The organism is Actinomadura sp. NPDC000929 (genome assembly GCF_040492065.1).
In the GTDB taxonomy this organism is placed as follows: domain Bacteria; phylum Actinomycetota; class Actinomycetes; order Streptosporangiales; family Streptosporangiaceae; genus Spirillospora; species Spirillospora verrucosospora.
Map to the genome: position 1 here is coordinate 1 of NZ_JBEUPA010000073.1, position 21,326 is coordinate 21,326.

Genomic DNA, 21,326 nt, shown 5'->3' on the forward strand with positions numbered 1-21,326 from the left:
CGGCCGGCAGAACATCGTCGTCTTCCACGGCTCCTTCCACGGCCGCACGATGGGCGCCGCCGCGCTCACCACGGCGGGCACGAAGTTCCGCGCCGTGGTCCGCGGCGCGCGGGCGGACGCCCGCGCGCCCCTCGACACCGACGTCCCGATCGCCGTCGCGGTCCCCGGCCGGCACGGCGGGGTCCTGGTCTCCCGGGGCCTGCTGCGCGACCTGACGTCTGAGGAGCTCCACGTCGTCTTCCAGCACGAGACGTCCCATCTCAGGCACGGGCACCACCGCTACCTCGCCGCCGGCGCGCTCGCCTCGGCCGTCCTGCCGCCGCTGCGGTCCCTGGCCGACCGGCTGCGGCTGGCGACCGAGCGCTGGGCGGACGAGGACGCCGCGGAGGCGACCGGCGACCGCGCCGCCGTCGCCCGGACGATCGCCAAGGTCGCCCTCGCGCAGCCGCGGGACCCGGGGCCGGTGAGCGCGTTCGCCGAGTCCGAGGTCGTCGAGCGCGTCGAGGCGCTGCTGGGCACGCCCCCGGCGAAGAACGCGGTCACCGGCCCGCTGCTGTTCATGGGCAACGGCGTCGTCACCGGATCGCTGACCGCCGCGACCCTCCAGCTCGACCAGATCCTCGGGACGGTCCTCGGGCCGGTGCTGGCGTTCCGGTGACGCGACGCGCCGCCGGTCAGAGCTCGAACTCGGCGGGGTCGAGGCCGACGGCGTAGCACGCCTCGCGGACGACGGCCTTCTCGGCGTCGTCGAAGTGCCCGTCCGCGCCGCCGATCACGATGCCGATCTGGATGACGGCGCGCGCCTCGGCGGGCTTCTTCTTCGTCTTGCCGATGTCCTGCAGGACCGAGACCTTCCCGAAGTCGAAGTCGGCGGTCAGCTTGGACACGTAGTCGTTGAACCGCCGCTGCAGATCGTCGGCGGGGAAGTTCTGCAGCACCTCGTTGGAGGCGATCAGGGACGCGGTCCGCTGCCGTTCGGACGGGTCCACGCTCCCGTCGGCCGCCGCGACCAGTGCGCACATCGCCATGCTCGCGTCACGGAACGCTCCGCTCTTCAGTTCGTTCTTCTTACTGAGCAGCTGCGTCTGCATGCTCTGTGTGGAGTCGCGCAGCTTGTCCCAGAAAGGCATTGTCATCCTCCGCTCGTCGGCCGTCTCTCCCGACCCTAGCCGTCCTGCTACAAATGTAGTAGCAAGGCCGCCCTACGCGCTCGCCGCGGTCACCGCCGCGGTGGCGGCGGCGGTGACCGCGGACGTCCTGCTCGGCGGGCCCCTGCGGCACCTCGACGGCCGGGTGTTCGCCGACGGCCTGCCGGCGCGCAGCGGCGCCTGGCACCTGGGGTGGCGGACGGTCGTGAACGGCGGCCAGTACTGGCTCGTCGGCTCGTTCGCCGCGCTCGCGTCCCTCCTGGCCGCCCGGCGGCGGCGCAGCAAGGCGCTCCTGGTCAAGGCCGGGGTCTGGCTGGTGGCCAGCGAACTCCTGGTGCGCGGGTCGCAGATCGCTCTGGCCCGCACGCCGCCGCGGACCGGGCGAGACGCCCTGTTCGCCGACGGCTTCCTGTCCTACCCGTCGGGGCACGCCGCCAACGCGGCCGCGTGCCTGCTGTTCGCGGCGGCGGTGACCGGCGCCTCCCGCGCCTGGACGGCCGCCGCCCACACCGTGGCGGCGGCCGTCGCGGTCGCCGTCGTCGCGCTCGGCTACCACTGGCCGACGGACGCCGTCGCGGGCTGGGCGCTCGGCGCGTTCCTGGCCTGCCTCGGCCGGATCTGGCTGGCCGCCCCCTACCCTTCGTCCTCGAAGGTCTCCATGGCGTCGTCGTAGGCGTCCTCGTACGCCTGCTCGTAGGCCGCGGCCTGGTAGGCGTCCTGAACGGCCTGTCCGCTCACGTCGGCGAAGGCGTCGCCCACCGACGGCTCGTCCTCCTTCTCCTCGTCGTCGTCCAGCATCTCGCCGACGACGGCGCCCGCCACGAACCCGGCGGCCAGGCCCCCGGCCGCTCCGGCCGCAACCCCGCCCCAGCCCGGCCCGCCGCGGCCTCCGGAATGGTGCCCGTGCGGTTCGTGGTGCCCGGCGACGGCCCGCAGCCAGCCCTCCACCTCGTGCTCCCACGCCATGTGGAGCGCCTGTTCGTGGGAGACGTGGAAGCGGCCGAAGACGTCGTCGCCCTCGGAGAAGACGTTCCCGCGCCGGTCGGCCTCCAGGACCACCACGAGCCCGTGCGGATCGGACACGAAGGTGAGCTCGACCTCGCTGATCCGGCCGTCGTACTGGGGCGGCGCGAAGAACTCGATCTCCTGGTAGAACGGCAGCTCCTGGTGGACGCCCGCGATGTACCCCTCTTCCACGTCGGCGCTCTTGAACATGAATCCCAGCGTCCCGAAGGCGTCCAGAACGCGCTGCTGGGACGGCAGCGGGCTCACCGAGACCGGGTCGAGGTCGCCGGCGTCCACGGCGCCGGCGACTTCGAGTTCGGTGCGGACGCCCATGGCCATGCCGTGCAGGTGCTGCCCGTAGACCTCGGTCAGCGGCAGTTCCCAGGGAAGCGGCATCTGGAAGGGGATCGTGTGGAACTGCCCGGCGCCCAGAGAGAAGCCGCCCGTGATCGCTCCCCGGTAGAACTCCCTGCTCCCGGCCCCCTCGTGGTCACCGTGCTCGTACTCGGCTCTGGTGACCAGGCTCAGCGCCACCTGGTGGACGTGCACGTCGCGGTCTCCGCCCCGCACCCGTACCTCGCCGGTCAGGTGGTCTCCCGGGCGGGCATGGGAGGCGGCGAGAACCGTCTCGACCGACGGTCCGCCCACACCGAAGGCGCCGAGCAGTTGCTTGAAGACCATGGGGCCCTCTCTCCTGTCGTCATCCAGGCGGCCGCACCGCCGGCCGCTTGCTACTACACTTGTAGCAGAAGACGGCGGGCCCCACCCGGCGTACCGCCCGACGCGGAAGCCGTCACCACCGCCGGTTCACGGCCGCCTTCCCGCCGGTCACCAGGGTCGCGGGCGGAACGTCGTCGGCCACGACCGCGCCGGCGGCGACCACGGAGTCGCGGCCGATGCTGACGCCCGGCAGGATCGTGGCGCCGGCGCCGATCCACACGTTCTCGGCCACGTCGATGGGCCCGCCGGTCAGCCACTCCCGCCGCTCCCCGGGGTCGACCGGGTGGCCGACGGTGATGAACGTGGCCTTCGGCCCGATCATCACGCGCTCGCCGAGCCGGATGCCGGCGTAGTCCAGGAACGTGCAGTTCTGGTTGATGAACACGCGCTCCGCGAGGTCCAGCCGGAGCCCGTGGTCGGTGTAGAAGGGCGGATAGATCGTCACCCTCGCCGGCAGCGGCCTGCCGAAGATCTGCTCGAACAGCTCGGCCTTGCCCGCCTCGTCCTCGAAGGGCAGGACGTTCAGGCGCGAGGTGAGCTCGGTGGTCCGCAGGACCCTCTCGGCCATGGACTGGAACTCGGCGCTGTGGATGCGCATGAGACGGTCGCCGGGCATGCCTCGATCCTTTCTGGTGGAACGGTGGACGGGTCGATCCGGTCGGGCGGCCTTCGTCAGGCGCGCGTGCGCGCCCAGGACGGGAGCCAGGCCGTCTCAGGAAGCCTCGGCAGGCTTGCGAGGTAAGCAGTGATCGCGCGGAGTCCCGGATGGGGACTGCTGCTCGGCAGCATCAGCGAGAGCGGGTACGCGAGGACCGGATCCACGATGGGGACGCGGCGCAGGTCGTGGGTCGCGGGCCAGACGTACCGGTCGCGTGCCCCGACGAGGGTGGCCACCTCCGCGGAGTCGGCGAGGACGTCGAGGAGCACGTCGTCTCCGAAATGCGGGCCCGCCGCGTCGATGCGCAGGTCGAACTCGGTGGCGAGCTGATCGTAGAACTCTCCCCACTCGCTCCGCGGCGTGATGCCCGGCACCCAGATCCGGTGCCCGCGCAACCCCGGCGGCGTCAGCTTTCGCGCGGAGGCGAGCGGATGCCTCGGGCCGACGAGGAGTTCCAGCGGGGAGTCGAACGCGCGCACCATCCGCACGCCGGAAGGCAGGACGGCCGGGTCGGTGACGGTACGGAACGAGGCGTCGACGTCGCCCGCCTCGACGGCGGCGACCGCCGCGCGCGGGTCGTCGACCCTGAGGGTCACCAGGTCGAGGTCGGTCCCGGGGCGCGACCGCCAGTACTCGTGGAGGACGACGGCCTGGGCGCTGCGGAAGCCGAGGACGTCGATCCGCAGGGCCCGGGAACCCGGCCTGACCGCGGTGACGGCGCGGTCGACGCCCGCGACGACGCTCCGCGCGTGGGGGAGGAACGCCTGGCCGTCGAGCGTCAGCTCGACTCCCCGGGCGGTCCGCGTGAACAGCCTGACCTCCAGCTCGCGTTCCAGGGCGGCGATCCGCTTGGAGACGCCCTGCTGCGTCACGCCCAGCTCGTCGGCCGCATGCCCCAGCTGCCCGAGCTCGGCCGCCCGGACGAACGATCGCAGCGCCTCGGTGTCCACGAGATCACCCTAGGGCCGCACAACCGACGGTTGTGGCGCGCCGCCGACCGGTTGTCCGGTCGCCCTCCGGCGAGCCGGAGGGCGGGTTCAGCTGTTCAGCACCTGGGCGCTGAGCTGCTTGAGGTGGGCGTTGGCCCAGCGCATCTGCCGGAGGGTGTCGGGGTGGCAGCGCCGGGCCAGCCGCAGGAGCGCGGTGTCGCGGCTGCCCCGGGCGGCCTGCGCGATCATCTCCCAGTCGAGGGAGACTCCGGCGGCCTGGACGTGGATGTGCCGCAGGTCGTGCAGGAGCAGCATGCCGGGCGGGCCGCGGTGCTTGACCAGTTCGCTTCCCTTCCCCCGGAATTTCGCGGCCAGCCCGGTCTCCAGGGCGTGCGCGGCGCCCAGGCGGGCGCCGTACCGGCCGCCGATCTCGGCGAGTTCGCGCAGGTGCCGCTGGGACCAGGCGGACAGGTCCCGGGCCACGTGGTGGATCTCGTGCTCGCCGGCGTGGCGTTCGGAGACGCGCAGCAGATCCTGGGCGAGGCCGCGTTCGCCGTGGTGCAGCCCCCGCAGGGCGAGGCCGATCCCGTTCATCGCGTTTCCTCGTCGGTCATCGCGGTCCGGCTCCGGGCCGGTCCGGCCCCGGAGGCCCGATCGGCGGAGGCGGGGCCACCGCCGCGCTCCAGCAGCCGGAGGGTGGCCACGCCGGACTTGAACAGCGGCTGCTTGGAGGCGGGGTCCCAGTCGGTGATCGTCAGTTCGTTGGCCGCGCGCGTCCTGCCGGCGCCGTCCGGCAGGTCCCAGTAGCCGTAGTGGAACGGCAGGAACAGGACGCCGGAGCGTATGCCGGTGACGCGCACCTTGGCGTGCACGACGCCGCGCGGGCTGGAGATCTCGGCGAGGTCGCCCTCCCGCATGTCGTGGGCCTCGGCGTCGGCGGCGCTCATCTCCACCCACACGTCCGGGGCGGCGTCCCGCAGCTGCGGTGCGCGGGCGGTCTTGGTCCGGGTGTGGAAGTGGTGGACGGTGCGGCCGTTGATCAGGTGGAAGGGGCGGAGCTCGTCCGGCGCCTCGTGCGGCGGCAGGTAGCCGGCCGACTTGATGAGGGCCTTGCCGGACGGGTCGAGGGACCGGTACTCCGCCTCCTCGACGGGGGTGCCGGTGACCAGGTCGTGGCCGAAGCTCTCGCAGTACTCGGGCGCGGACCAGAAACGGCCGTCGGAGTACAGGCGTTCGGTGCCGTCGGGATGCTCCCGGTCGCAGGGCCATTGGACGCCGCCCGCGGCGCGGAGCCTCTCGTAGCTGAGGCCGGTGTAGTCGCAGGGGCGTCCGCGGCTGCACTCCTGCCAGGCGCGGAACGCCGACTCCGGGCCGGTCCATCCGACGAGGGGAGTGCCGTCCCTGCCGGTGAAGCCCATCCGTGCGGCGTAGTCCAGGAAGATCTCCAGGTCCGGGCGCGCCTCGCCGGGCGGCTCGACGGCCTTCTCCGAGAGGTGGACGGTCCGGTCGGCGTTGGTGAAGGTGCCGGTCTTCTCGCCCCAGGTCGCCGCCGGCAGGACCACGTCGGCCAGCTCGGTGGTCTCGGTCGGGAAGATGTCCTGCACCACCAGGAACAGCCGCTCCTGCGCCAGGATGGTCCGGATCCTCGCCAGGTCCGGCATCGACACGGCGGGGTTCGTCCCGCTGACCCACAGGAAGCGGATCGATCCCTGCTCGGCGAACCGGAAGATCTGCATGGCGTGGGTCGGGGGCGCGTAGTGCGGGATGCGCTCGGGCTCGACGTTCCAGATCCGGGCCAGGTCGGCGACGTGGTCGTCGTTGGCCCAGTTCCGGAAGCCCGGGAGGTCTCCGTCGGCGCCGCATTCGCGGGTGTTCTGGGCGGTGGGCTGCCCGTTCATCTGCAGGACCCCGCAGCCGGGGCGGCCGAGCATCCCCCGGATCAGGTGCAGGTTGTTGACCTGCACGGCGGCGGCGGTGGCCTGGTGCGACTGGTAGAACCCCTGCAGGACGGTCGACACCAGCCGTCCGGCGTCGCCGAGCAGCCCCGCGGCCCGGCGGATCCGCTCCTCGGGCACGTCGCAGACCTCCGCGACACGGGCGGGCGGATACTCCTTGACGCGCTGCTCCAGTTCCTCGTACCCGACCGTGTGGGCGTCGACGTAGTCGCGATCGACCTTGCCCGCCGCGATGATCTCGTGCAGCAGGCCGTTCATCAGCGCCACGTTCGTGCCCGGACGCGGCGCCAGGTGCACGGCCGCCGCGCGCGCCACCGGCGTCGTCCGGGGATCCACGCAGATCACCTGCGGCGGGTTCGGACCGGCCAGCCGGTCGAGCATCCGCATCCACAGCACGGTCTGCGTCTCGGCCACGTTGTGCCCGAACAGCGCGATGACGTCGGCGTGGTCGATGTCGGCGTACGTCCCGGGCTGCCCGTCGCACCCGAACGACTCCTTCAGGGCCGCGGCCGCCGTCGCGGTGCACAGGCGGGTGTTGCCGTCCAGGTGGTTGGTGCCGATCCCGGCGCGGGCGAGGGTCGCCAGTGTGTAGTACTCCTCCAGGAAGAGCTGCCCGCTGGTGTAGAAGCCGAACGCGCTGCCGCCCTGCTCGTCCAGCAGTTCCCGGCTCCGGCGGACGATCGCGTCCATCGCGGTGTCCCAGTCGGTCTCCACGAGCCCGCCGTCCCGGCGGACCAGCGGACGGGTCAACCGGTCCGGCGAGGAACCCGACTGCCAGCCGTACAGATCCTTGGGGTCGAGGCGTCCCCGGTTGATCCTGTCTCGGGCCGCGCCGCGGACACCGACCATCCGGCCGTCCCTGACCGCGATGTCCATCCCGTCGCCGTTGGAATGCAGGATCGACGCGGTCGGCACCCACCGGTCCACGTCCTGGGCCGAGACGCCCTCCTCCAGGAAGGAGTCCACCCTGACGGGCCAGTCCTCGCCGGGGCCGTAGGGCGTCCTCGTCCCCCATGGCTCGGCGATCCGATCGATCCGCGCCATCCAAGCCTCCCCACCTCTGGAGAAAGGACTCATCCCTCTGCCCGCCGACGCGAAACATCGGCCCCTGCCGGCTCAGGGCGCAGCGCCGGGTCAGGGCTCGCGGCGCCAGGAACCGCCCGTCGCGCGTTCGAACGCGGCGCGGGTGGGCGCGGTGTCGTAGAAGATGCGCAGCGCCGTGATCAGGCCGTCGCCGTCGAGCTCCAGCATGTCCACGCACTCGAAGCCGGCCTCGGCGCCCGAGGACAGCGTCCAGTCGAAGCGGAACCAGACGCCGACGAGACGCTCGCCCCGGGTGACGCCGCGGAGGCGGAGTTCGGAGCGGCCGGTGTCGGCCAGCAGCCTCGGGTAGAACTCCGCGGCGGGCAGCGGCCCGTACAGCGGGGAGTGGACGACCGCCTCGGGGTGGAAGAGCGCGAGGACGCCCTCCAAGTCGCCGCGCTCCAGGGCGGCGAGGTAGTCCGCGGCCAGCCTTTCCGCGGTCATGACCGCTCCTCGATGAGGGCGGCCAGGCCGTCGAGGAGGCGGGCCAGGCCGAAGGCGCGGGCGTTGTCGTCCAGGACCGGAGTGGGGCCGCTCAACGCCTTGCTGAGCTCGGGGAACAGGTCCGCCCGCCCGCGGATCAGCTCGGCCGTCTCGCTGCCGCCCGACCAGGCCTGGGTGCCGGCCGTGGCCATCGAGTGGGTGGTGCGGATGTGCCCGAAGAGCAGGAACGCGGCCGCCATGCGCTCGTCGCCGGTGAGGCCCGTTCCGGCGAGCGCGGCCATCGCGCTCTCGGTCCACCCGGCCTCGCGGGGGCCCATGACGCGGGTGCCCACGGTGACGGCGGGCAGCCAGGGGTGCCGCCGCCAGACCTCCGCGAGCCGCCGGACGAACTCCTCCAGCCTGGCCCGCCAGTCGCCGGGCACCTCGCTCAGGTCGGGCGGCTCTCCCGCCGCCGTCAGGCCCGACCATGACGAGCAACGTCACCACCAGCGGCCCCGGCACCGTCCCGGCCCCGGCGACCGCCGCCACGACCGCTCCCCGCGCCGTCCCGATGTGGCGCACCGCCCTGATCGCCTGCGTCGCCGCCGCCGCGGCCACCACCGCCGTCGCCGCCGTCGCCCGGAGCGCGGGAGTGTCCCTGGAGATCGCCGGAGAGCCGATCCCGCTGCTCGGCTTCACCCAGCTCACGCTGCTGTTCAGTGCGATCGGCGTGCTGCTGGCCGTGGCGCTGCGCCGGTGGGCGGCCGCTCCCAGGCGCGCGTTCCTCGCGACCACCGCCGTCCTCACCGCGCTGTCGGTCGTGCCCGACCTGCTCGTCTCGGCGACGGTCGCGACGAGGCTCGCCCTGATCGCCGCGCACCTCGTGGCCGCGGCGATCGTCGTCCCGCTCGTCGCGGGCCGCCTGCCCGTCCGCACCCGGTAGCGCCGCGACCAGAACCGCGATGTCCGGGCGGTCCTCATCGGCGTGCACAAGGCGATCGGCCGAGTGCACGCCGATTGGGCGTTTTTGTCCGTATAGTCCTGGAACGGATTATGGTCGGACCGATTAATGGCTGTAGTTAACCCTTTTCCGGAAAGACCTTGACGGAAGGTGTGGTGCCTCCCATTCTGGAATGTTTCGCTCTCCGGACACCAGAAGGAACCGCCATGCCCGACCCCCTCATGGCCCGGCCGTCCGCGCCCCCGCCCCGTCCCCTGCCCGTGCTCGTCCTCGCCGACGTCAGCGGGAGCATGGCGGAGGCGGGGAAGATCGACGTGCTCAACCGCAGCATCGCCACGATGATCAGGTCGTTCGCCGACGAGGACACCGTCCGCGGTGAGATCACGGTGGGCGTGGTGACCTTCGGAGGCGGGGGCGCGGCGCTGCACCAGCCCCCGGCCCCGGCCGCCGAGGTCGTCTGGGAGGACATGCTGCCCCGCGGGCGCACACCGCTGGGCGAGGCCCTCGACCTGGTGAACGGGCTCCTGGCGGACGAGAACGTCATCTCCCGGCGAGCCTTCACGCCGACCCTGGTCCTGGTGTCCGACGGACTGCCGAACGACGACTGGCGGGACGCGCTGGAGCGTCTGCTGGCCTCGCCGCGCGGGGGCAAGGCCGTGCGGCTGGCCGTCGGCGTCGGCCAGGACATGGACGAGGAGGCCTTCGACGTCCTGCGGGCCTTCATCGACGATCCCGTCATCCAGCCCGTCCGCGCCGACGAGGCGCACCTGCTGTCCCGGTACTTCTCCTGGGTGACCATGAGCGTCACCGCGAGAGCGCGCAGCGACCGCCCGAACGACACGTCGCATATGTCCTTCGACGAGCTTGAGGACCTGCTGGGCTGAGACGGACGGAGACGTCGGCGAAATGCGCGTGGTGAAGGACGAGCACGGACGTCCGCTCCAGCTGACCCGCCTACTGGGAACCGGTGGGCAGGGCGAGGTCTGGGCGGCCGGCGACCGTGTCGCCGTCAAGGTGCTCCGCGTCCGGACGCGGCGGGCCGCGGAGCGGCTGCGGCAGCGGCTCCGGACCGTGAAACGGCTCGACCTCGACGGGCTCGCCATATCCCGTCCGCTGGCCATGCTCGCGGAGCCGGACGTGGGCTACACGATGGAACTGCTCGGCGACATGACCGCTCTGCGCGTCCTCGCCCATCCGCCGCCGCGCACGGACCTCGTGGACTGGTACGGGGAGACGGGCGGGCTGCGGCGCCGGCTCCGGCTGCTGGCGAGGGCCGCGGACGTCCTGGCGGCGCTGCACGCCCGGGGCATCGTCTACGGCGACCCCTCTCCCGGGAACATGATGGCCTCGGCGTCCGCCGAGCACTCCCAGGTCTGGCTGGTGGACGCCGACAACCTGGAGGTCGAGTCGGTCGTCCCCGACGAGTCGTTCACGACGCCCGGGTACGGCGCGCCCGAGGTGGTCGCGGGCCGCATGGGCATCTCCAGCCTCAGCGACGCCCACGCGTTCGCGGTCATCGCCTTCGAGCTGCTCGCGCTCGTGCACCCGTTCCTCGGCGACGACGTCCAGGACGGCGCGCCCGAGGACGAGGAGCGGGCGTTCGCGGGCGAGCTGCCCTGGATCGACGATCCGGGCGACGACCGCAACCGGTCGAGCTACGGGCTGCCGAGGCGGGCCGTCCTCACCCCCGGCCTCCTGGCGCTGGCGGAGCGGACCTTCGGCGCCGGGCGGTCGCGTCCGGCCGAGCGCGCGACGGTCGCCGAATGGCGCACGAAGCTCCAGACCGCCGCGGACCTCACGCTCACGTGCGCGCACTGCCCGCAGACGTTCATCGTCGGAGCCGCCGCCTGCCCGTGGTGCGGAGCCGGAACGCCCCGCCAGCTGATGGGCCTGATGCACCTCGCCGTCCCCGGCGAGGAGACGTACACCGCGCCCCGCGACGGCCTCGCGGTTCCGCCGCGCGAATGGCTGTGCGTGACCGCGCGCACCGCGCAGCTGGCGCTCGACGCCGACCAGGACCGTCCCGTCGCCTGGCTGTGGTGGGAGCCGGGCAGCAGGCTGGCCGTGCGGAACAGGGGCCGCGAACCGCTGTGGCTCAGCCGCCGCACCGGCGGTTCGCCGCGCGTCGTGGAGCCGGGCGGCGAGCTGACGGTTCCGGTGTACGAGGAGGTTCCCGAGTGGAGCGTCCACTTCGGGCACCGGTCGCAGCTCCACCGGGTGCTGCGGTTCCGCCTGCTCGGAACGGGCCGGGCATGAGCGCGCCGGGCCGCGGCGGCCGTGCGCCCGCGCCCAGGGGAGCGGCCGGCGCCGTCAACGACCCCCTGCCCGGACGTTCGGACTTCGTCTGGCTGCTCTGGGACGGAGCCCCCGACGCTCTCCGGAATCTCGGCGACGGCTGGCACGAGGTGACCCTGGCCAAGCTGCCGAGCGGCCAGGTGGTCGCCGGCGTCGACGGGACCGTCCGAGGCGGGGTCAGACCCGCGGGGGAGCAGGACCGCGAACGCCTGGCGCGGGCCATCTCGAACCGGGCCCGGATCGCGGTCCTGTCGACGCGCAAGGTGGAGGACGAGGGGCAGCGGCGCCGCCTCCGGATCGGCCTGGACCTCTACACCTACGAGCAGGCGAATCCGCTGGAACCGCAGTCCGTCGGTGTGGGCGACCGCGTCATGGACACGGTCGGCAAGTGGGACAGGAAGCTCAGGGACAGGCCGGACGAGATCATCCGGTGGCTCGCCGAGCGCCTGCTGATCCCCTCGAGGGCGGGCGCGGGGCCGGAGGCGCCCCATCGCCTGGTCGTGTCCATCGGCCTGAGCGACCCGAGCGCGCCGGCCGGCTATCGGATCCACGGGCGGGGCGTGACCGGGGACGTCCGGACGGAGGGCGACCGGCTGGTGCTGCATCGCCTGCGGCGCACCGGCGGCGAGGACGGGCAGGGGCGGTTGCGGCTGACCGAGTGCCGCCTGGCGTTCACCGACGTCTCGCGGGCGAGCGAGCTGCGCGCCGAGATGAAGCACCAGCTCAACCGGCTGGCCACCGGTCAGGGCTTCCTCGCCATGTGGCACGAGTACAACCGGCTCGAAACCCGCTTCGTCCGCCGGCAGGTGCGCGACATCGGGTTCGGGCGCTACACCGGGCGCGAACCGCTCGGCGACGGCGTGTACCGGTTCCGGCTCGACGGGTCGTCCCACGTCGACGACCAGGAGCTGACGCTGGCGGAACGCGCCCGGCGCGCCCTCGACGCGCGCGAGACCCTGGAGCTGGAGGCCGCGCAGACCCTCCCCGCCGCCCTGGCGGCGGCGGACGAGGAGGACGACTCGGCATGGGCGCTGATCGGCGACCGGCTCGGCAGGGACGTGGTCAGCGGAACCGTCGTCGCGGCCGACGTCGCGGCGGGCACGATCGACCTGAGGCTCGTGGACCTCGGACGGCGGCGCGTCTCCGGAGTGGGACGGGACCGGACGGTCGCCCCTCCGCCCCAGGGGTTCCTCTACCGCTCGTTCCGCGGCGACCGGCGCCAGATGCAGAGGCGCAAGGACGCCTTCGACCGGATCCTCGCGGACGGGACGAGGATCCCGAACCTGCTGGCGCTGTTCGAGGGCAAGACGGTCAGCGCGGATCCCCCCGGGAGGAGGACCAGGCCGATCTCCGACGCGGTCCGCGACTGCTTCCGGGGCGGCGAGCCCACCCCGATGCAGGAGCGGGCGCTGGAGGTGGCGCTGAACACGCCCGACATCGCGGTGATCCAGGGCCCGCCGGGCACGGGCAAGACCCAGGTGATCACCGCCCTGCAGACGCGCCTCGCCGAGGAGGGGCGCGGCTACGCGCGGCTGCGCGGCAGCATCCTGCTCACCAGCTTCCAGCACGCCGCGGTGGACGAACTGGTGGAGCGCTCGCGGGTGTTCGGCCTCCCGGCCAACAAGGTGGACCGCGCCGGCCGCGGCACGACCGTCCAGACGGACCGGTGGCTCCAGGAGACGGTCGACTGGCTCACCGAGGAGATCAACGCCGACTCCTTCGGGCGGGCGCTCGGCCTGCTGCGGACGGTGACCGCCCGCGCGGCCGCCTACCTGCTCACGCCGACCCCGCCGGAGGAGACCGCGCGCCTGCTCGAAGAGATCGAGGAGCTCGCGGGCGACCTCCTCCCGGCCGACCTCGCCGACCGGTTGCACCGCACGCGGCTGCGGGCGCGGACCGCGTCCCGGCCCGTCCCGTTCGACCTCGACGACGACCGCGAGCTGACGATCCGGGCGCTGCGCGGCGTGCGGACGCTCGCCGAGTCGTTCGCCGACGACGGACCCGCGGCGGCGGCGAAGGCGCTGCGTCGGGTCCGCGCGCTGGACGGGCGGGACGCCGAGCGCGCGGCCGACCTGGACCTGCTGGCCAGGGCGGCCTCCTGGGACGTCGACGAGCCCGTCCCGTTCCTGGCCGAGCTCGCGGAGGCGCGGGACCGGCTGCTGGAGGCGCTCCGGCCGGCGAGCGGGCCCCTGGCCCCCGCCGCCGCCGACCCCGAGGTGGAGGACCTGCTCGCCGAGATCGCCGAAGACCTCGAAGAGCGGGTGCGCGACTCCGGCGAGAGCGGTCCCCAGCTCGCCATGCTGGACTATCTCGAAGGGCTGCGGGGCGACCCGGCCGCCGTCGAGTGGACGCTGCGCGCCTACACCGCCTCCTACGCGGCCACCTGCCAGCAGGCCGCGTCCCCGACGGTCGCGGGGGCCAAGCAGGAGGCGCGGATCGAGGACGTCGTCTTCGACACCGTGATCATCGACGAGGCGGCCCGCGCCAACCCGCTCGACCTCATGATCCCGCTGATCCACGCGGGGCGGCGCATCGTCCTCGTCGGCGACCACAACCAGCTCCCGCACATGCTGGAGCCGGAGGTCGAGCGGCAGGTGGAGCGGCTCGACGCGGGCGCGCGGGGAAGGCTGCGCGAGAGCCTGTTCCAGCGCCTGTTCGAGAACCTGGGGGCTCCCGGCGCCCCGGTGGACCGGGTCGTCACCCTCAACGCCCAGTTCCGGATGCACCGGACGCTCGGGGAGTTCGTCAGCCGCTGCTTCTACGGCGGCATCCTCGAATCTCCGCGTCCGGACGCGGAGTTCGCGCATGCCCTGCCCGGCTACGAGGGCGTGCACGCGGCGTGGATCGACGTCCCGAACTCCCGGGGCGCCGAATCCGGCAAGCGCAGCAAGCGGCGGCGGGCGGAGGCGCGCGCCGTCGCCGACCAGCTGGAGAGGCTGCTGCCCGCGGCTCCGGACCTCACCTTCGGCGTCATCTCGTTCTACTCCGACCAGGTGGACGAGATCTGGCGGGAGCTGGCGGCGCGCGAACTCGCCCGCCGCACCGACCAGGGCTACGAGCCGACCAAGGGCCTCCAGTACGACGCGGGCGGCCGCCGCCTGGACCGCCTGCACGTCGGGAGCGTCGACGCCTTCCAGGGCAAGGAGTTCGATGTGGTGTTCCTGTCCACGACGAGGTCGTCGCCTCCGGCCGACCCGCCGGACGCGGGCACGGCGGCCCACGACCGCTGGGTGCGGCGCCGCTACGGCCACCTCACCCTGCGCAACCGGCTGTGCGTGGCCATGAGCCGGCAGAAGCGCCTGCTCGTGACCGTGGGCGACTCGGCGATGTTCGAAGGGGCCGCGGCTCCCGCGCAGGTGGAGCCGCTGACCGAGTTCCTCCGGCTGTGCCGGTCGGGAGGTGGCCATGGCGCCGTCCTTTCCCCGTAGCGCGAGGATCGTCCAGCTGTGCCCGGCGCCGCCGAGGCGCGACGAGCGGATCTGCGTCGCCTTCCCGGCGTGGGCGCACCGCGTGACCGCCCCGATCCTGCCCCGCAGGGGGCTCGACCTGTTCGAACGCGTCGTGCTGGGGCTCTGCCACGCCGGCGTCCGCGAACCCGACCTGATCGCCGCCCGGATCAACCTGCATGTGCGGCTGTGCGCGCACATCATCGACCAGGCCGTCCGCCAGGGGCTGCTCGACCGGCAGGGGGAGCTGACCGAGGAGGGGAGGCGGGCGCTCCGCACGGGCAGCGTCGCCGAGGAGACGTCCTGGTCGGTGCGCTACGTCTTCCAGTCGCCCGAGGCCGGCGGGGACCTGTGGCCCCGCACCGCCGAGCGGCTCGTCGACGCGCACGTCACCTGGCGGGCGCCGGGCAGGGCCGGGCTCCAGCTCGGCACCACGGGACACCCGGACCCGATCGAGGCCGCGATCGTCGACGTCGCCGACGCGGCGCCGGGGGCCGCCGTCCCCGGCCGGCCCGGCCCCGAACAGGTCGTCGAGGTCGCCCGGCTGGACCGGGACGCGCGGGAGGCCCAGCGGGTGCGCGAGTTCGAACGCGTCCAGGGCCTGGCGCCCGCGGCGCAGCCGGGCGCCCGCCCGGGGCCGGACGAGGGCCGGCCCCCGGACCTGAGCCGGATCGCCTTCATCGACGCCCCCGAGCCCGTCCTGGTCGTCGGCTTCGCCGTGGTCGGCGGAGGCGGGGAGCTGGTCGCGCACGACCCCTTCGGCGTCGGGACCAGCGCCATGTTCGGCGAACTGCTGGAGCGGCGCCTGCATGACGGCGGCGCGCTCGCGGAGCGGATCCGCGGCGTGGCCCGGACCAGGGCGGAGAACGCCGAGCGCACCTACCGCCGGGCGGAGGCGACCGCGCGCGCCCACGTCGAATCCGTGCTCGTCGCCGAGTTCGGCGCGGACGTCCGCGGCGACGAGGACGCGCTGGACCTCATGACCGACGTGGACCTCGCCGTCATGCTGGGCGACCAGGCCGGAGCGCTGGAGCGCGTCGTGCACGCGACGCACCGCCTGTACGAGGAACTCTTCCGCCGCCTGGCGCGCGGCTATCCCGTGCCGGCCGGCTCCGTCCGGGCCGTCTCGTCGACCCAGGCGCTCAGACGGGCCGCCGTCGAGGAGGCCGCACACGGCGTCGGGTTCCAGGCCGTTCCCCAGCTCTTCGTCCAGGATCTCTGCAAGGCCGCCAGGGACGTGGAGGCCGGCAAGAACGTGACCTTGAAGGAGGTCGGCGCCCTGGCCCTCGTGGCGGCGCACAGGAACGCCGAGCATCCCCTGCACCGGCTGGCGGCGCGGCGCCCCGACCTGCTCAGTGCCCTCGCCGCGCTCGGCGCCATGCGCAACCGCGTCTCGCACGGAGGACGCGACCCCTCCGCCGTGCAGGACGCGAAGTGGTGCCGCGAACTCGCCGCCCTCGCCGTCCCAGAACTCATCGCCCTGCAGTAACGACGCATCCGTTCCGCCCCCAGGAAGGACGAGTAGTCCACGATGGCCAAGAAGCGCCCCGCCCAGGCGCGTCGGCAGACGCCCCAGCGCCGGACCAGGCCCTCCGCCGCCGCCAGGCCGGTGAACCAGAAGGCGATCGAGGAGGAGGTCGAAGCGCGCCGCACCGAAGCGGTGGCCGCCGCCGGAGGTGAGGAGTCCCTGCCCGCGCCCGCCGAACCTCCGGCCGGCGGGGTGGACGACAAGGCCGTCGCCGCCCGATGGCAGGAAGCGGCCGAGGCCGTGGCCCTGTTCACGCAGGCCGCCGAGCGCGTGACCGAAACGCGGCAGGCCCTTGATCGCCAGACCGAGGAGGTGGCCGAGCGGCTCGCGGCCCTCGACGAGGACGCCCGGGATCTGAAGGCGCGACGTGACCTCGTCCAGAAACGGAGCGGCGAACTCGACGAGCGGGAGGAACGGCTGATCGACGAGGAGCGGAAGCTCGTCGCCGCCCGGGAACGCGCGAAGGAGACCGCGCTCGCCGAAGCCAGGAAGGCGCTGGAGGGCACCCGGCGGGAGGTCGAGGCCCGGCAGCGGGAGCTGGCGGAGGAACACGCCCGCACCCGGGCCGCGCTCGGCGCCGAACTGGAGGCGCAACGCCGGGAACTGGCCGAGCGGACGGAGAGGCTCACCGAGGAACGGGCGCGCCTCCGGGCGTTCGAGGTCGAGCTCAACGCCCGCGACGAGGACCTGACCGATGCGCGTGCGCTGCTGAGCGAACGCGTGGAGCACGCCGTCGCCGCGGCCGTGGAACGGGCCGAGCTGCGCTCCAGGGAACTGGAGCAGCGCTGCAGGGCGCTCCAGGACCACGCCGCCGACATGGAGAAGGAGCGCGACGAGCGGAACCGCGTCGACCGGGCCTTCGGCCACCGGTCGCCCGACGAGGTGCTGAAGGAGCTTCAGGAGCTACGCGCCCAGAACGCCGAGCTCCGCCTCCAGCGCCAGGTGCCCGAGGACGTGATGGAACGGCTCGCCAGGCTCCAGGAGGCCGAGCGCGGCTGGCGCGAGGAGCGCGCGGTCCTCATCGCCGACAACGAGCGGTTGCAGCGGCAGCTCACCGGCCATCAGATCACCGCTCTGGAACTCGAACGGCTCAAGGTCACCAAGGAGGCCATGGAGGCGTCGGTCGACGCCTACCGCGTCCGCGTCCAGGAACTGCACCAGGACATCCAGAGCCTGACGGCCCGGAAGGAGGGCGAGTCGCCCTTCCCCGAATGCCACGCGATGGACACGCGGTACAACGAGAAGCGCGACGACCTTCTGGGCCGCGTCCCGCCCTTGGACAACTTCGTCTACTGGCTCCGGAACTTCGTCGCCCAGCAATACCGCATGTTCTACGCCGAGGAGGACCTGGTCCTCTTCCTCGGCGGGCTGGCCGCGTCGCGGCTGCACCTCCTCCAGGGGATCAGCGGCATCGGCAAGACGCAGCTTCCGATCGTCTTCGCCAAGGCCCTCCAGGCGGAGACCGCCCTCGTCCCTGTGAGCGCCGACTGGCGAACCCCGCAGGATCTCGTCGGGTACTTCAACGCCTTCGAGCGCAGGTTCTATGAGTCTCCCTTCACCCAGGCGCTCTACCAGGCAGGAAGCCCCGCGCACGCGGACCGTCCGTTCTTCGTCGTGCTGGACGAGATGAACCTGTCGCACCCGGAGCAGTACTTCAGCGAGGTCCTGTACCAGATCGGGCAGACGAGGAAGCCGAACGGCGCCCCGCCCAGCCTGGAGCTGATGACGACCGAGGTCCGGCCGGCCCCCCGCGGGCTGGTGGACGGCCGCAAGCTCGTCATCCCGCCGAACGTGTGGTTCGTCGGCACGGCCAACCACGACGAGACGACGGTGGCCTTCGCCGACAAGACCTACGACCGGTCGCACGTCCTGGAACTGCCCGCCCGTCCCCGGACGTTCGAGCCCGAGCCGGTCCCGCCGCTGCCGGCTCCGCTGGCGCTCGGCGCGCTCGAAGCGGCCTTCGAGCGCGCCCGCCGGACGCATGCGGAGGCCGCGCGGAGCGTGTCCGCCTTCCTGGACGGTGAGCTGCGGGACCGCCTCTTCCGCGACTTCCGGATCGCGTCGGGGTCCCGGACCGCGAAGTACCTGGAGGCCTTCGTCCCGGTCGTGTGCGCGGCGGGCGGCAGCCAGGGGCTGGCGGCCGACCACGCCTTCGCGACCCGCGTCCTCCGCAAGCTCCGCGGCCGGTTCGAGATCCCGTTCGACCTGATCCAGGCGCTCCGCGACGACCTGACCGGGCTCTGGAAGCCGTTCGGCACCGTGCCGTCCAGGTCGCTCGAACGGCTCGACGAGGAGATCCACCTGCGGAGAGGCGTCTGACATGCCGGCGCGGATCTGGGACCGGCTGCTGGGACGCGAGGTGGAGCGGCCGCCCGGCGGGCGCATGCCCCTCGGCAGGCTGTTCTTCGCGCCCGGCGACCGCCCCCTCTTCCTGAACGCGACGGCGGTGCGCCCGGGCCGGTACCTCGCCGCGAACGGGACGTGGACGCTGTGGGACGAGACGCGGCGCCACCGCGACGAGGGCGACTTCGGGCACCACGCCATGCCCGACGACATCACGACGTACATCGTCACGGCCGTCGGCAGGAGGCTCGACTCGCTGGTCGCGCGGGACGTCACCGCTGAGGACTGGCTGTCGGAGACTCCGCTGATGGGCGGGGCCGACATGGACGAGCGGCTGCGGCCCCGCGAGATCGACGAGGTGATCGAGCGCTGCCTCCCGCACCTGCGCGCGGCGTGCCACCTGCCCGTGGCCAGGCTGCGGGCGGTGAACCGGCTGGTCCCGGCCTCGCGGGCACGGCGCGTCACTCCCGCCGCCATCACCCGGCTCACCGCTCGCAGCGAGGACTGGGCGGCGCTGCGTCCCGACGGCATCCGCCCGGCGCGCCTCCTCGACCCCGCGCGCGAGACCGATCTGGACTTCTACGAGAACCGGGTGCTCGCCAGGCTCGTCGACCATCTCTGGGACCACGTGCAGGGACGGCTGGTCGAGGTCGAACAGATCGAGGCCATGCTCGACGACGTGAGCACCTACGCGGAGGACGCGAGCGGCCGCCCGTGGCGGGTGAGCCAGTACATGTTCCTCCTCATCGAGGGGCTCGTCGAGAGCAGCACCCGGCGCACCAGGGCCAGACGGCTGCGTGAGGACCTGGAGAGGCTGCGCAACGCACTGGTCGAACTCCGCGGGCCGACGATCCTGCCGGGGGTCCACCGTCACACCGATGTCGGCACCGTCCTGCGCAGCACCAACGTCTTCACGAACGACGACAGGTACAGGCGGGCCGCGGAACTCTGGCGGGCGTGGGTCGCCGAGAGGAGCGGGAACGGGGCGTCCGGGCCGTCCAACGACCGGATCCAGGAGTGGTGCGAGTCGTTCACCCTGTACACCGGCCTGCTCCTCATGCATGCGCTGGCGCAGTTGGACCTGGTTCCCGAAGGCCCGTTCAAGCCCGGCGGAGAAGTCCGATGCGTCGCCGAGCACCGGGAGGCCGTCGGCCTTCGATGGGAGCGGACGGGAACCTTCGTGCTGCACCGCGGAGGGGAGGCCGTCCTGCGCGTGGTTCCGGTGGCGCACGCCCTCGTCGCCGCGGAGCAGCCGGGCCGGACGGCCGAGGAGATCGACGCGCTCGCCGCCGCGGCCGCGACCGACCCGCGCACGCTGGTCGTCTACCCGGGGCAGCGCGAGAAGCGGGAGAAGCTGCCCCTCCGCATCCGGCTCAGGACGTTCCAGGGCTGCGAGGCGCCCGCTCCCTCCGGCGGCGGCCGGGCGCCGGCGCTCCTCCCGGTGTCGCCGTTGGAGATCGACAGCGTGACCCGGCTGGCCCGCAGCCTGCGCTGGGCCCTCGCCCAGCACCTGTTCGAGAGGTACCCGGCCCGCATCGACTGCCCGAGCCGCGACGCGAACGCCGTCGCGGAAGGGGCGGACTGGATCGCCGCCGCCGCGAACGGCCTCACCATCGTGAGACCGCCCGCCCCCCACGAACTCGCCGCGGTGCTCCGCCGGATCGGGACGCTCGCTCATCGGACCGCCCAGTTCATGCAACGCGGTGACAACGCCGAGCTGGTCGACCGGTTGCGGGACGAGGTGAGGGCCGCCGCGGAGAGCCTGGCGGAACTCGTCCGGTGCCCCCTGTGCCGGAACGCCTCAAGCGACCCCGCGCGAACCTTCCAGGCGCGGGACGGGTCCACGTTCCGCAGCACGTGCGACGTCTGCAAGGCGACCTGGGAACTGAGGCGGTGCGGTTCGTGCGATCGCCGCTACCCCGTCCTGAACGGCAACGGCCGGGCCGAGGGGACGACCGCCGAAACCGACGGGGACGCCATGGACCACAGATTCGGCAGTGAGGCCCTCAGCGCCCAATGCTGGGTCAGGACCACGGTGGCCTACTGCCCGCACTGCGGCGAATGCGGCGAGGCGAGAACCCCCAGGAACCTCCGATGCGAGCGCTGCGCCGGTGACGGTCGGTAAATGCGGGGTCATTCCGGGCCGCCCCGCCGGATGCCCCGGACGAGTCGGGGAACGATGGGGAGAGAGCGCGTTTCCGGGGAGGGACTGTGGCTGCCCAGGAGGACGCAGAGGAATACGAGCTGGTCGTCGAGGCGGCGGGAAGGCTCTTCGTGCAGCTCGGATACGACGGGACCTCGCTGCAGATGATCGGCGAGGTCGCCGGGATGAGCGCGCAGAGGGTCAGCCGCCTGGCGCAGGACAAGCGGCATGTCTACCTGGAGGTGATGACCCGGTACGCCAACGCCGAGGCCGCGCACATGAGGGGCGTGATGGCGCGCGTCCCGCCCGACATATCGGGTCTGGTGGCGCTGGTCGACAGCTACCTGGACTACTCGGTGGCCCATCCGCAGCTGCGGGCCCTGTGGGTGCACCGCTGGCTCAACGACGCGGCCGACGTGCAGGACGTCGAGCAGCTGTACCGGCCGTTGATCGCCGCCGTGGTCGAGATGTTCCGGGGCGCGGTCCGCGCCGACTACGACCTCGAACTCGGCCTCTGGAACATCATCTGGATCGTCAACGGGTTCGTCCACGTGGGCGTCGTCGACGAGGAGGGGATCCGCCGCTTCGCGGATCACCCCCCCACCCTCCGCCGCTTCCGCGCGTACATGCACGACATGCTGGAGCGCAGCGCCCTCTGAGCGCCGGATCGCCGTCGATCCACGCCCCTC

18 protein-coding genes are annotated in these 21,326 nt (G+C 73.1%); 10 read left to right on the forward strand and 8 right to left on the reverse strand.

What is annotated here, in order from left to right; genetic code table 11:
• A partial coding sequence (locus ABWI04_RS23935; RefSeq protein WP_353833845.1) for a M56 family metallopeptidase occupies positions 1–658 on the forward strand: 658 nt, incomplete at its 5' end.
• A 16-nt stretch (positions 659–674) separates the two neighbouring features.
• On the opposite strand, the gene ABWI04_RS23940 is transcribed toward ABWI04_RS23935, so the two are convergent.
• Positions 675–1,136, reverse strand: a complete 462-nt coding sequence (locus tag ABWI04_RS23940) for a tellurite resistance TerB family protein (RefSeq protein WP_425550300.1) — start codon at positions 1,134–1,136, stop codon at positions 675–677.
• Positions 1,137–1,242: 106 nt separating this feature from the next.
• Between ABWI04_RS23940 and ABWI04_RS23945 the strand changes: the two genes are divergently transcribed.
• Positions 1,243–1,821, forward strand: a complete 579-nt coding sequence (locus tag ABWI04_RS23945) for a phosphatase PAP2 family protein (protein ID WP_353833846.1) — start codon at positions 1,243–1,245, stop codon at positions 1,819–1,821.
• Here the strand turns inward: ABWI04_RS23945 and ABWI04_RS23950 are convergent.
• From ABWI04_RS23950 to ABWI04_RS23980, 7 genes are all read right to left on the reverse strand, one after another.
• The gene (locus ABWI04_RS23950; protein ID WP_353833847.1) at positions 1,782–2,834 is read right to left on the reverse strand and encodes a sporulation protein; all 1,053 of its coding nucleotides are present in this window, start codon (positions 2,832–2,834) and stop codon (positions 1,782–1,784) included. The genes ABWI04_RS23945 and ABWI04_RS23950 overlap by 40 nt on opposite strands.
• A 112-nt stretch (positions 2,835–2,946) precedes the next feature.
• Positions 2,947–3,489, reverse strand: a complete 543-nt coding sequence (locus tag ABWI04_RS23955; protein ID WP_353833848.1) for a DapH/DapD/GlmU-related protein — start codon at positions 3,487–3,489, stop codon at positions 2,947–2,949.
• A gap of 56 nt (positions 3,490–3,545) precedes the next feature.
• Positions 3,546–4,481, reverse strand: coding sequence for a LysR family transcriptional regulator (locus tag ABWI04_RS23960; protein ID WP_353833849.1), 936 nt, complete (start codon positions 4,479–4,481; stop codon positions 3,546–3,548).
• A gap of 87 nt (positions 4,482–4,568) precedes the next feature.
• Entirely contained in the window at positions 4,569–5,054 is a 486-nt protein-coding gene (locus tag ABWI04_RS23965; protein ID WP_353833850.1) for a hypothetical protein, read from the reverse strand.
• Entirely contained in the window at positions 5,051–7,459 is a 2,409-nt protein-coding gene (locus tag ABWI04_RS23970) for a molybdopterin oxidoreductase family protein (RefSeq protein ID WP_353833851.1), read from the reverse strand. The genes ABWI04_RS23965 and ABWI04_RS23970 overlap by 4 nt, the downstream gene beginning before the upstream one ends.
• Before the next feature lie 90 nt (positions 7,460–7,549).
• A complete protein-coding gene (locus tag ABWI04_RS23975; protein ID WP_345172534.1) occupies positions 7,550–7,942 on the reverse strand; it encodes a nuclear transport factor 2 family protein in 393 nt (130 codons plus the stop codon).
• Positions 7,939–8,364 carry a TetR/AcrR family transcriptional regulator C-terminal domain-containing protein gene (locus ABWI04_RS23980; RefSeq protein WP_345172536.1) on the reverse strand — a complete coding sequence of 142 codons (426 nt, stop codon included), beginning with the start codon at positions 8,362–8,364 and terminating at the stop codon, positions 7,939–7,941. The genes ABWI04_RS23975 and ABWI04_RS23980 overlap by 4 nt, the downstream gene beginning before the upstream one ends.
• Before the next feature lie 44 nt (positions 8,365–8,408).
• Between ABWI04_RS23980 and ABWI04_RS23985 the strand changes: the two genes are divergently transcribed.
• The 8 genes from ABWI04_RS23985 to ABWI04_RS24020 all read left to right on the forward strand — a co-directional run bounded on the left by ABWI04_RS23985 (position 8,409) and on the right by ABWI04_RS24020 (position 21,296).
• Positions 8,409–8,864, forward strand: coding sequence for a DUF6069 family protein (locus tag ABWI04_RS23985; protein WP_353833852.1), 456 nt, complete (start codon positions 8,409–8,411; stop codon positions 8,862–8,864).
• 224 nt (positions 8,865–9,088) lie between these two features.
• Positions 9,089–9,766 (forward strand): vWA domain-containing protein, encoded by a 678-nt coding sequence (locus ABWI04_RS23990; RefSeq protein WP_345172540.1) that lies wholly within the window; start codon positions 9,089–9,091, stop codon positions 9,764–9,766.
• 22 nt (positions 9,767–9,788) lie between these two features.
• Complete coding sequence (locus ABWI04_RS23995; RefSeq protein ID WP_353833853.1) at positions 9,789–11,138, forward strand: protein kinase domain-containing protein; 1,350 nt, start codon at positions 9,789–9,791, stop codon at positions 11,136–11,138.
• A complete protein-coding gene (locus tag ABWI04_RS24000) occupies positions 11,135–14,605 on the forward strand; it encodes a DEAD/DEAH box helicase (RefSeq protein ID WP_353833854.1) in 3,471 nt (1,156 codons plus the stop codon). The genes ABWI04_RS23995 and ABWI04_RS24000 overlap by 4 nt, the downstream gene beginning before the upstream one ends.
• A complete protein-coding gene (locus ABWI04_RS24005; protein WP_353833855.1) occupies positions 14,583–16,112 on the forward strand; it encodes a hypothetical protein in 1,530 nt (509 codons plus the stop codon). The genes ABWI04_RS24000 and ABWI04_RS24005 overlap by 23 nt, the downstream gene beginning before the upstream one ends.
• A gap of 42 nt (positions 16,113–16,154) precedes the next feature.
• Positions 16,155–18,470, forward strand: coding sequence for an AAA family ATPase (locus ABWI04_RS24010; protein ID WP_353833856.1), 2,316 nt, complete (start codon positions 16,155–16,157; stop codon positions 18,468–18,470).
• A gap of 1 nt (position 18,471) precedes the next feature.
• A complete protein-coding gene (locus tag ABWI04_RS24015; protein WP_353833857.1) occupies positions 18,472–20,619 on the forward strand; it encodes a hypothetical protein in 2,148 nt (715 codons plus the stop codon).
• Positions 20,620–20,705: 86 nt separating this feature from the next.
• The gene (locus tag ABWI04_RS24020; RefSeq protein WP_353833858.1) at positions 20,706–21,296 is read left to right on the forward strand and encodes a TetR/AcrR family transcriptional regulator; all 591 of its coding nucleotides are present in this window, start codon (positions 20,706–20,708) and stop codon (positions 21,294–21,296) included.
• The last annotated feature ends 30 nt before the right edge of the window (positions 21,297–21,326 follow it).

Coding starts and splice junctions, on each gene's coding strand:
- ABWI04_RS24010 (WP_353833856.1), top strand. CDS start 16,155: ATGGCCAAGAAGCGCCCCGCCCAGGCGCGTCGGCAGACGCCCCAGCGC.
- ABWI04_RS23970 (WP_353833851.1), bottom strand. CDS start 7,459: ATGGCGCGGATCGATCGGATCGCCGAGCCATGGGGGACGAGGACGCCC.
- ABWI04_RS23955 (WP_353833848.1), bottom strand. CDS start 3,489: ATGCCCGGCGACCGTCTCATGCGCATCCACAGCGCCGAGTTCCAGTCC.
- ABWI04_RS24005 (WP_353833855.1), top strand. CDS start 14,583: ATGGCGCCGTCCTTTCCCCGTAGCGCGAGGATCGTCCAGCTGTGCCCG.
- ABWI04_RS23995 (WP_353833853.1), top strand. CDS start 9,789: ATGCGCGTGGTGAAGGACGAGCACGGACGTCCGCTCCAGCTGACCCGC.
- ABWI04_RS23940 (WP_425550300.1), bottom strand. CDS start 1,136: ATGACAATGCCTTTCTGGGACAAGCTGCGCGACTCCACACAGAGCATG.
- ABWI04_RS24000 (WP_353833854.1), top strand. CDS start 11,135: ATGAGCGCGCCGGGCCGCGGCGGCCGTGCGCCCGCGCCCAGGGGAGCG.
- ABWI04_RS24015 (WP_353833857.1), top strand. CDS start 18,472: ATGCCGGCGCGGATCTGGGACCGGCTGCTGGGACGCGAGGTGGAGCGG.
- ABWI04_RS23965 (WP_353833850.1), bottom strand. CDS start 5,054: ATGAACGGGATCGGCCTCGCCCTGCGGGGGCTGCACCACGGCGAACGC.
- ABWI04_RS23950 (WP_353833847.1), bottom strand. CDS start 2,834: ATGGTCTTCAAGCAACTGCTCGGCGCCTTCGGTGTGGGCGGACCGTCG.
- ABWI04_RS23990 (WP_345172540.1), top strand. CDS start 9,089: ATGCCCGACCCCCTCATGGCCCGGCCGTCCGCGCCCCCGCCCCGTCCC.
- ABWI04_RS23985 (WP_353833852.1), top strand. CDS start 8,409: ATGACGAGCAACGTCACCACCAGCGGCCCCGGCACCGTCCCGGCCCCG.
- ABWI04_RS23975 (WP_345172534.1), bottom strand. CDS start 7,942: ATGACCGCGGAAAGGCTGGCCGCGGACTACCTCGCCGCCCTGGAGCGC.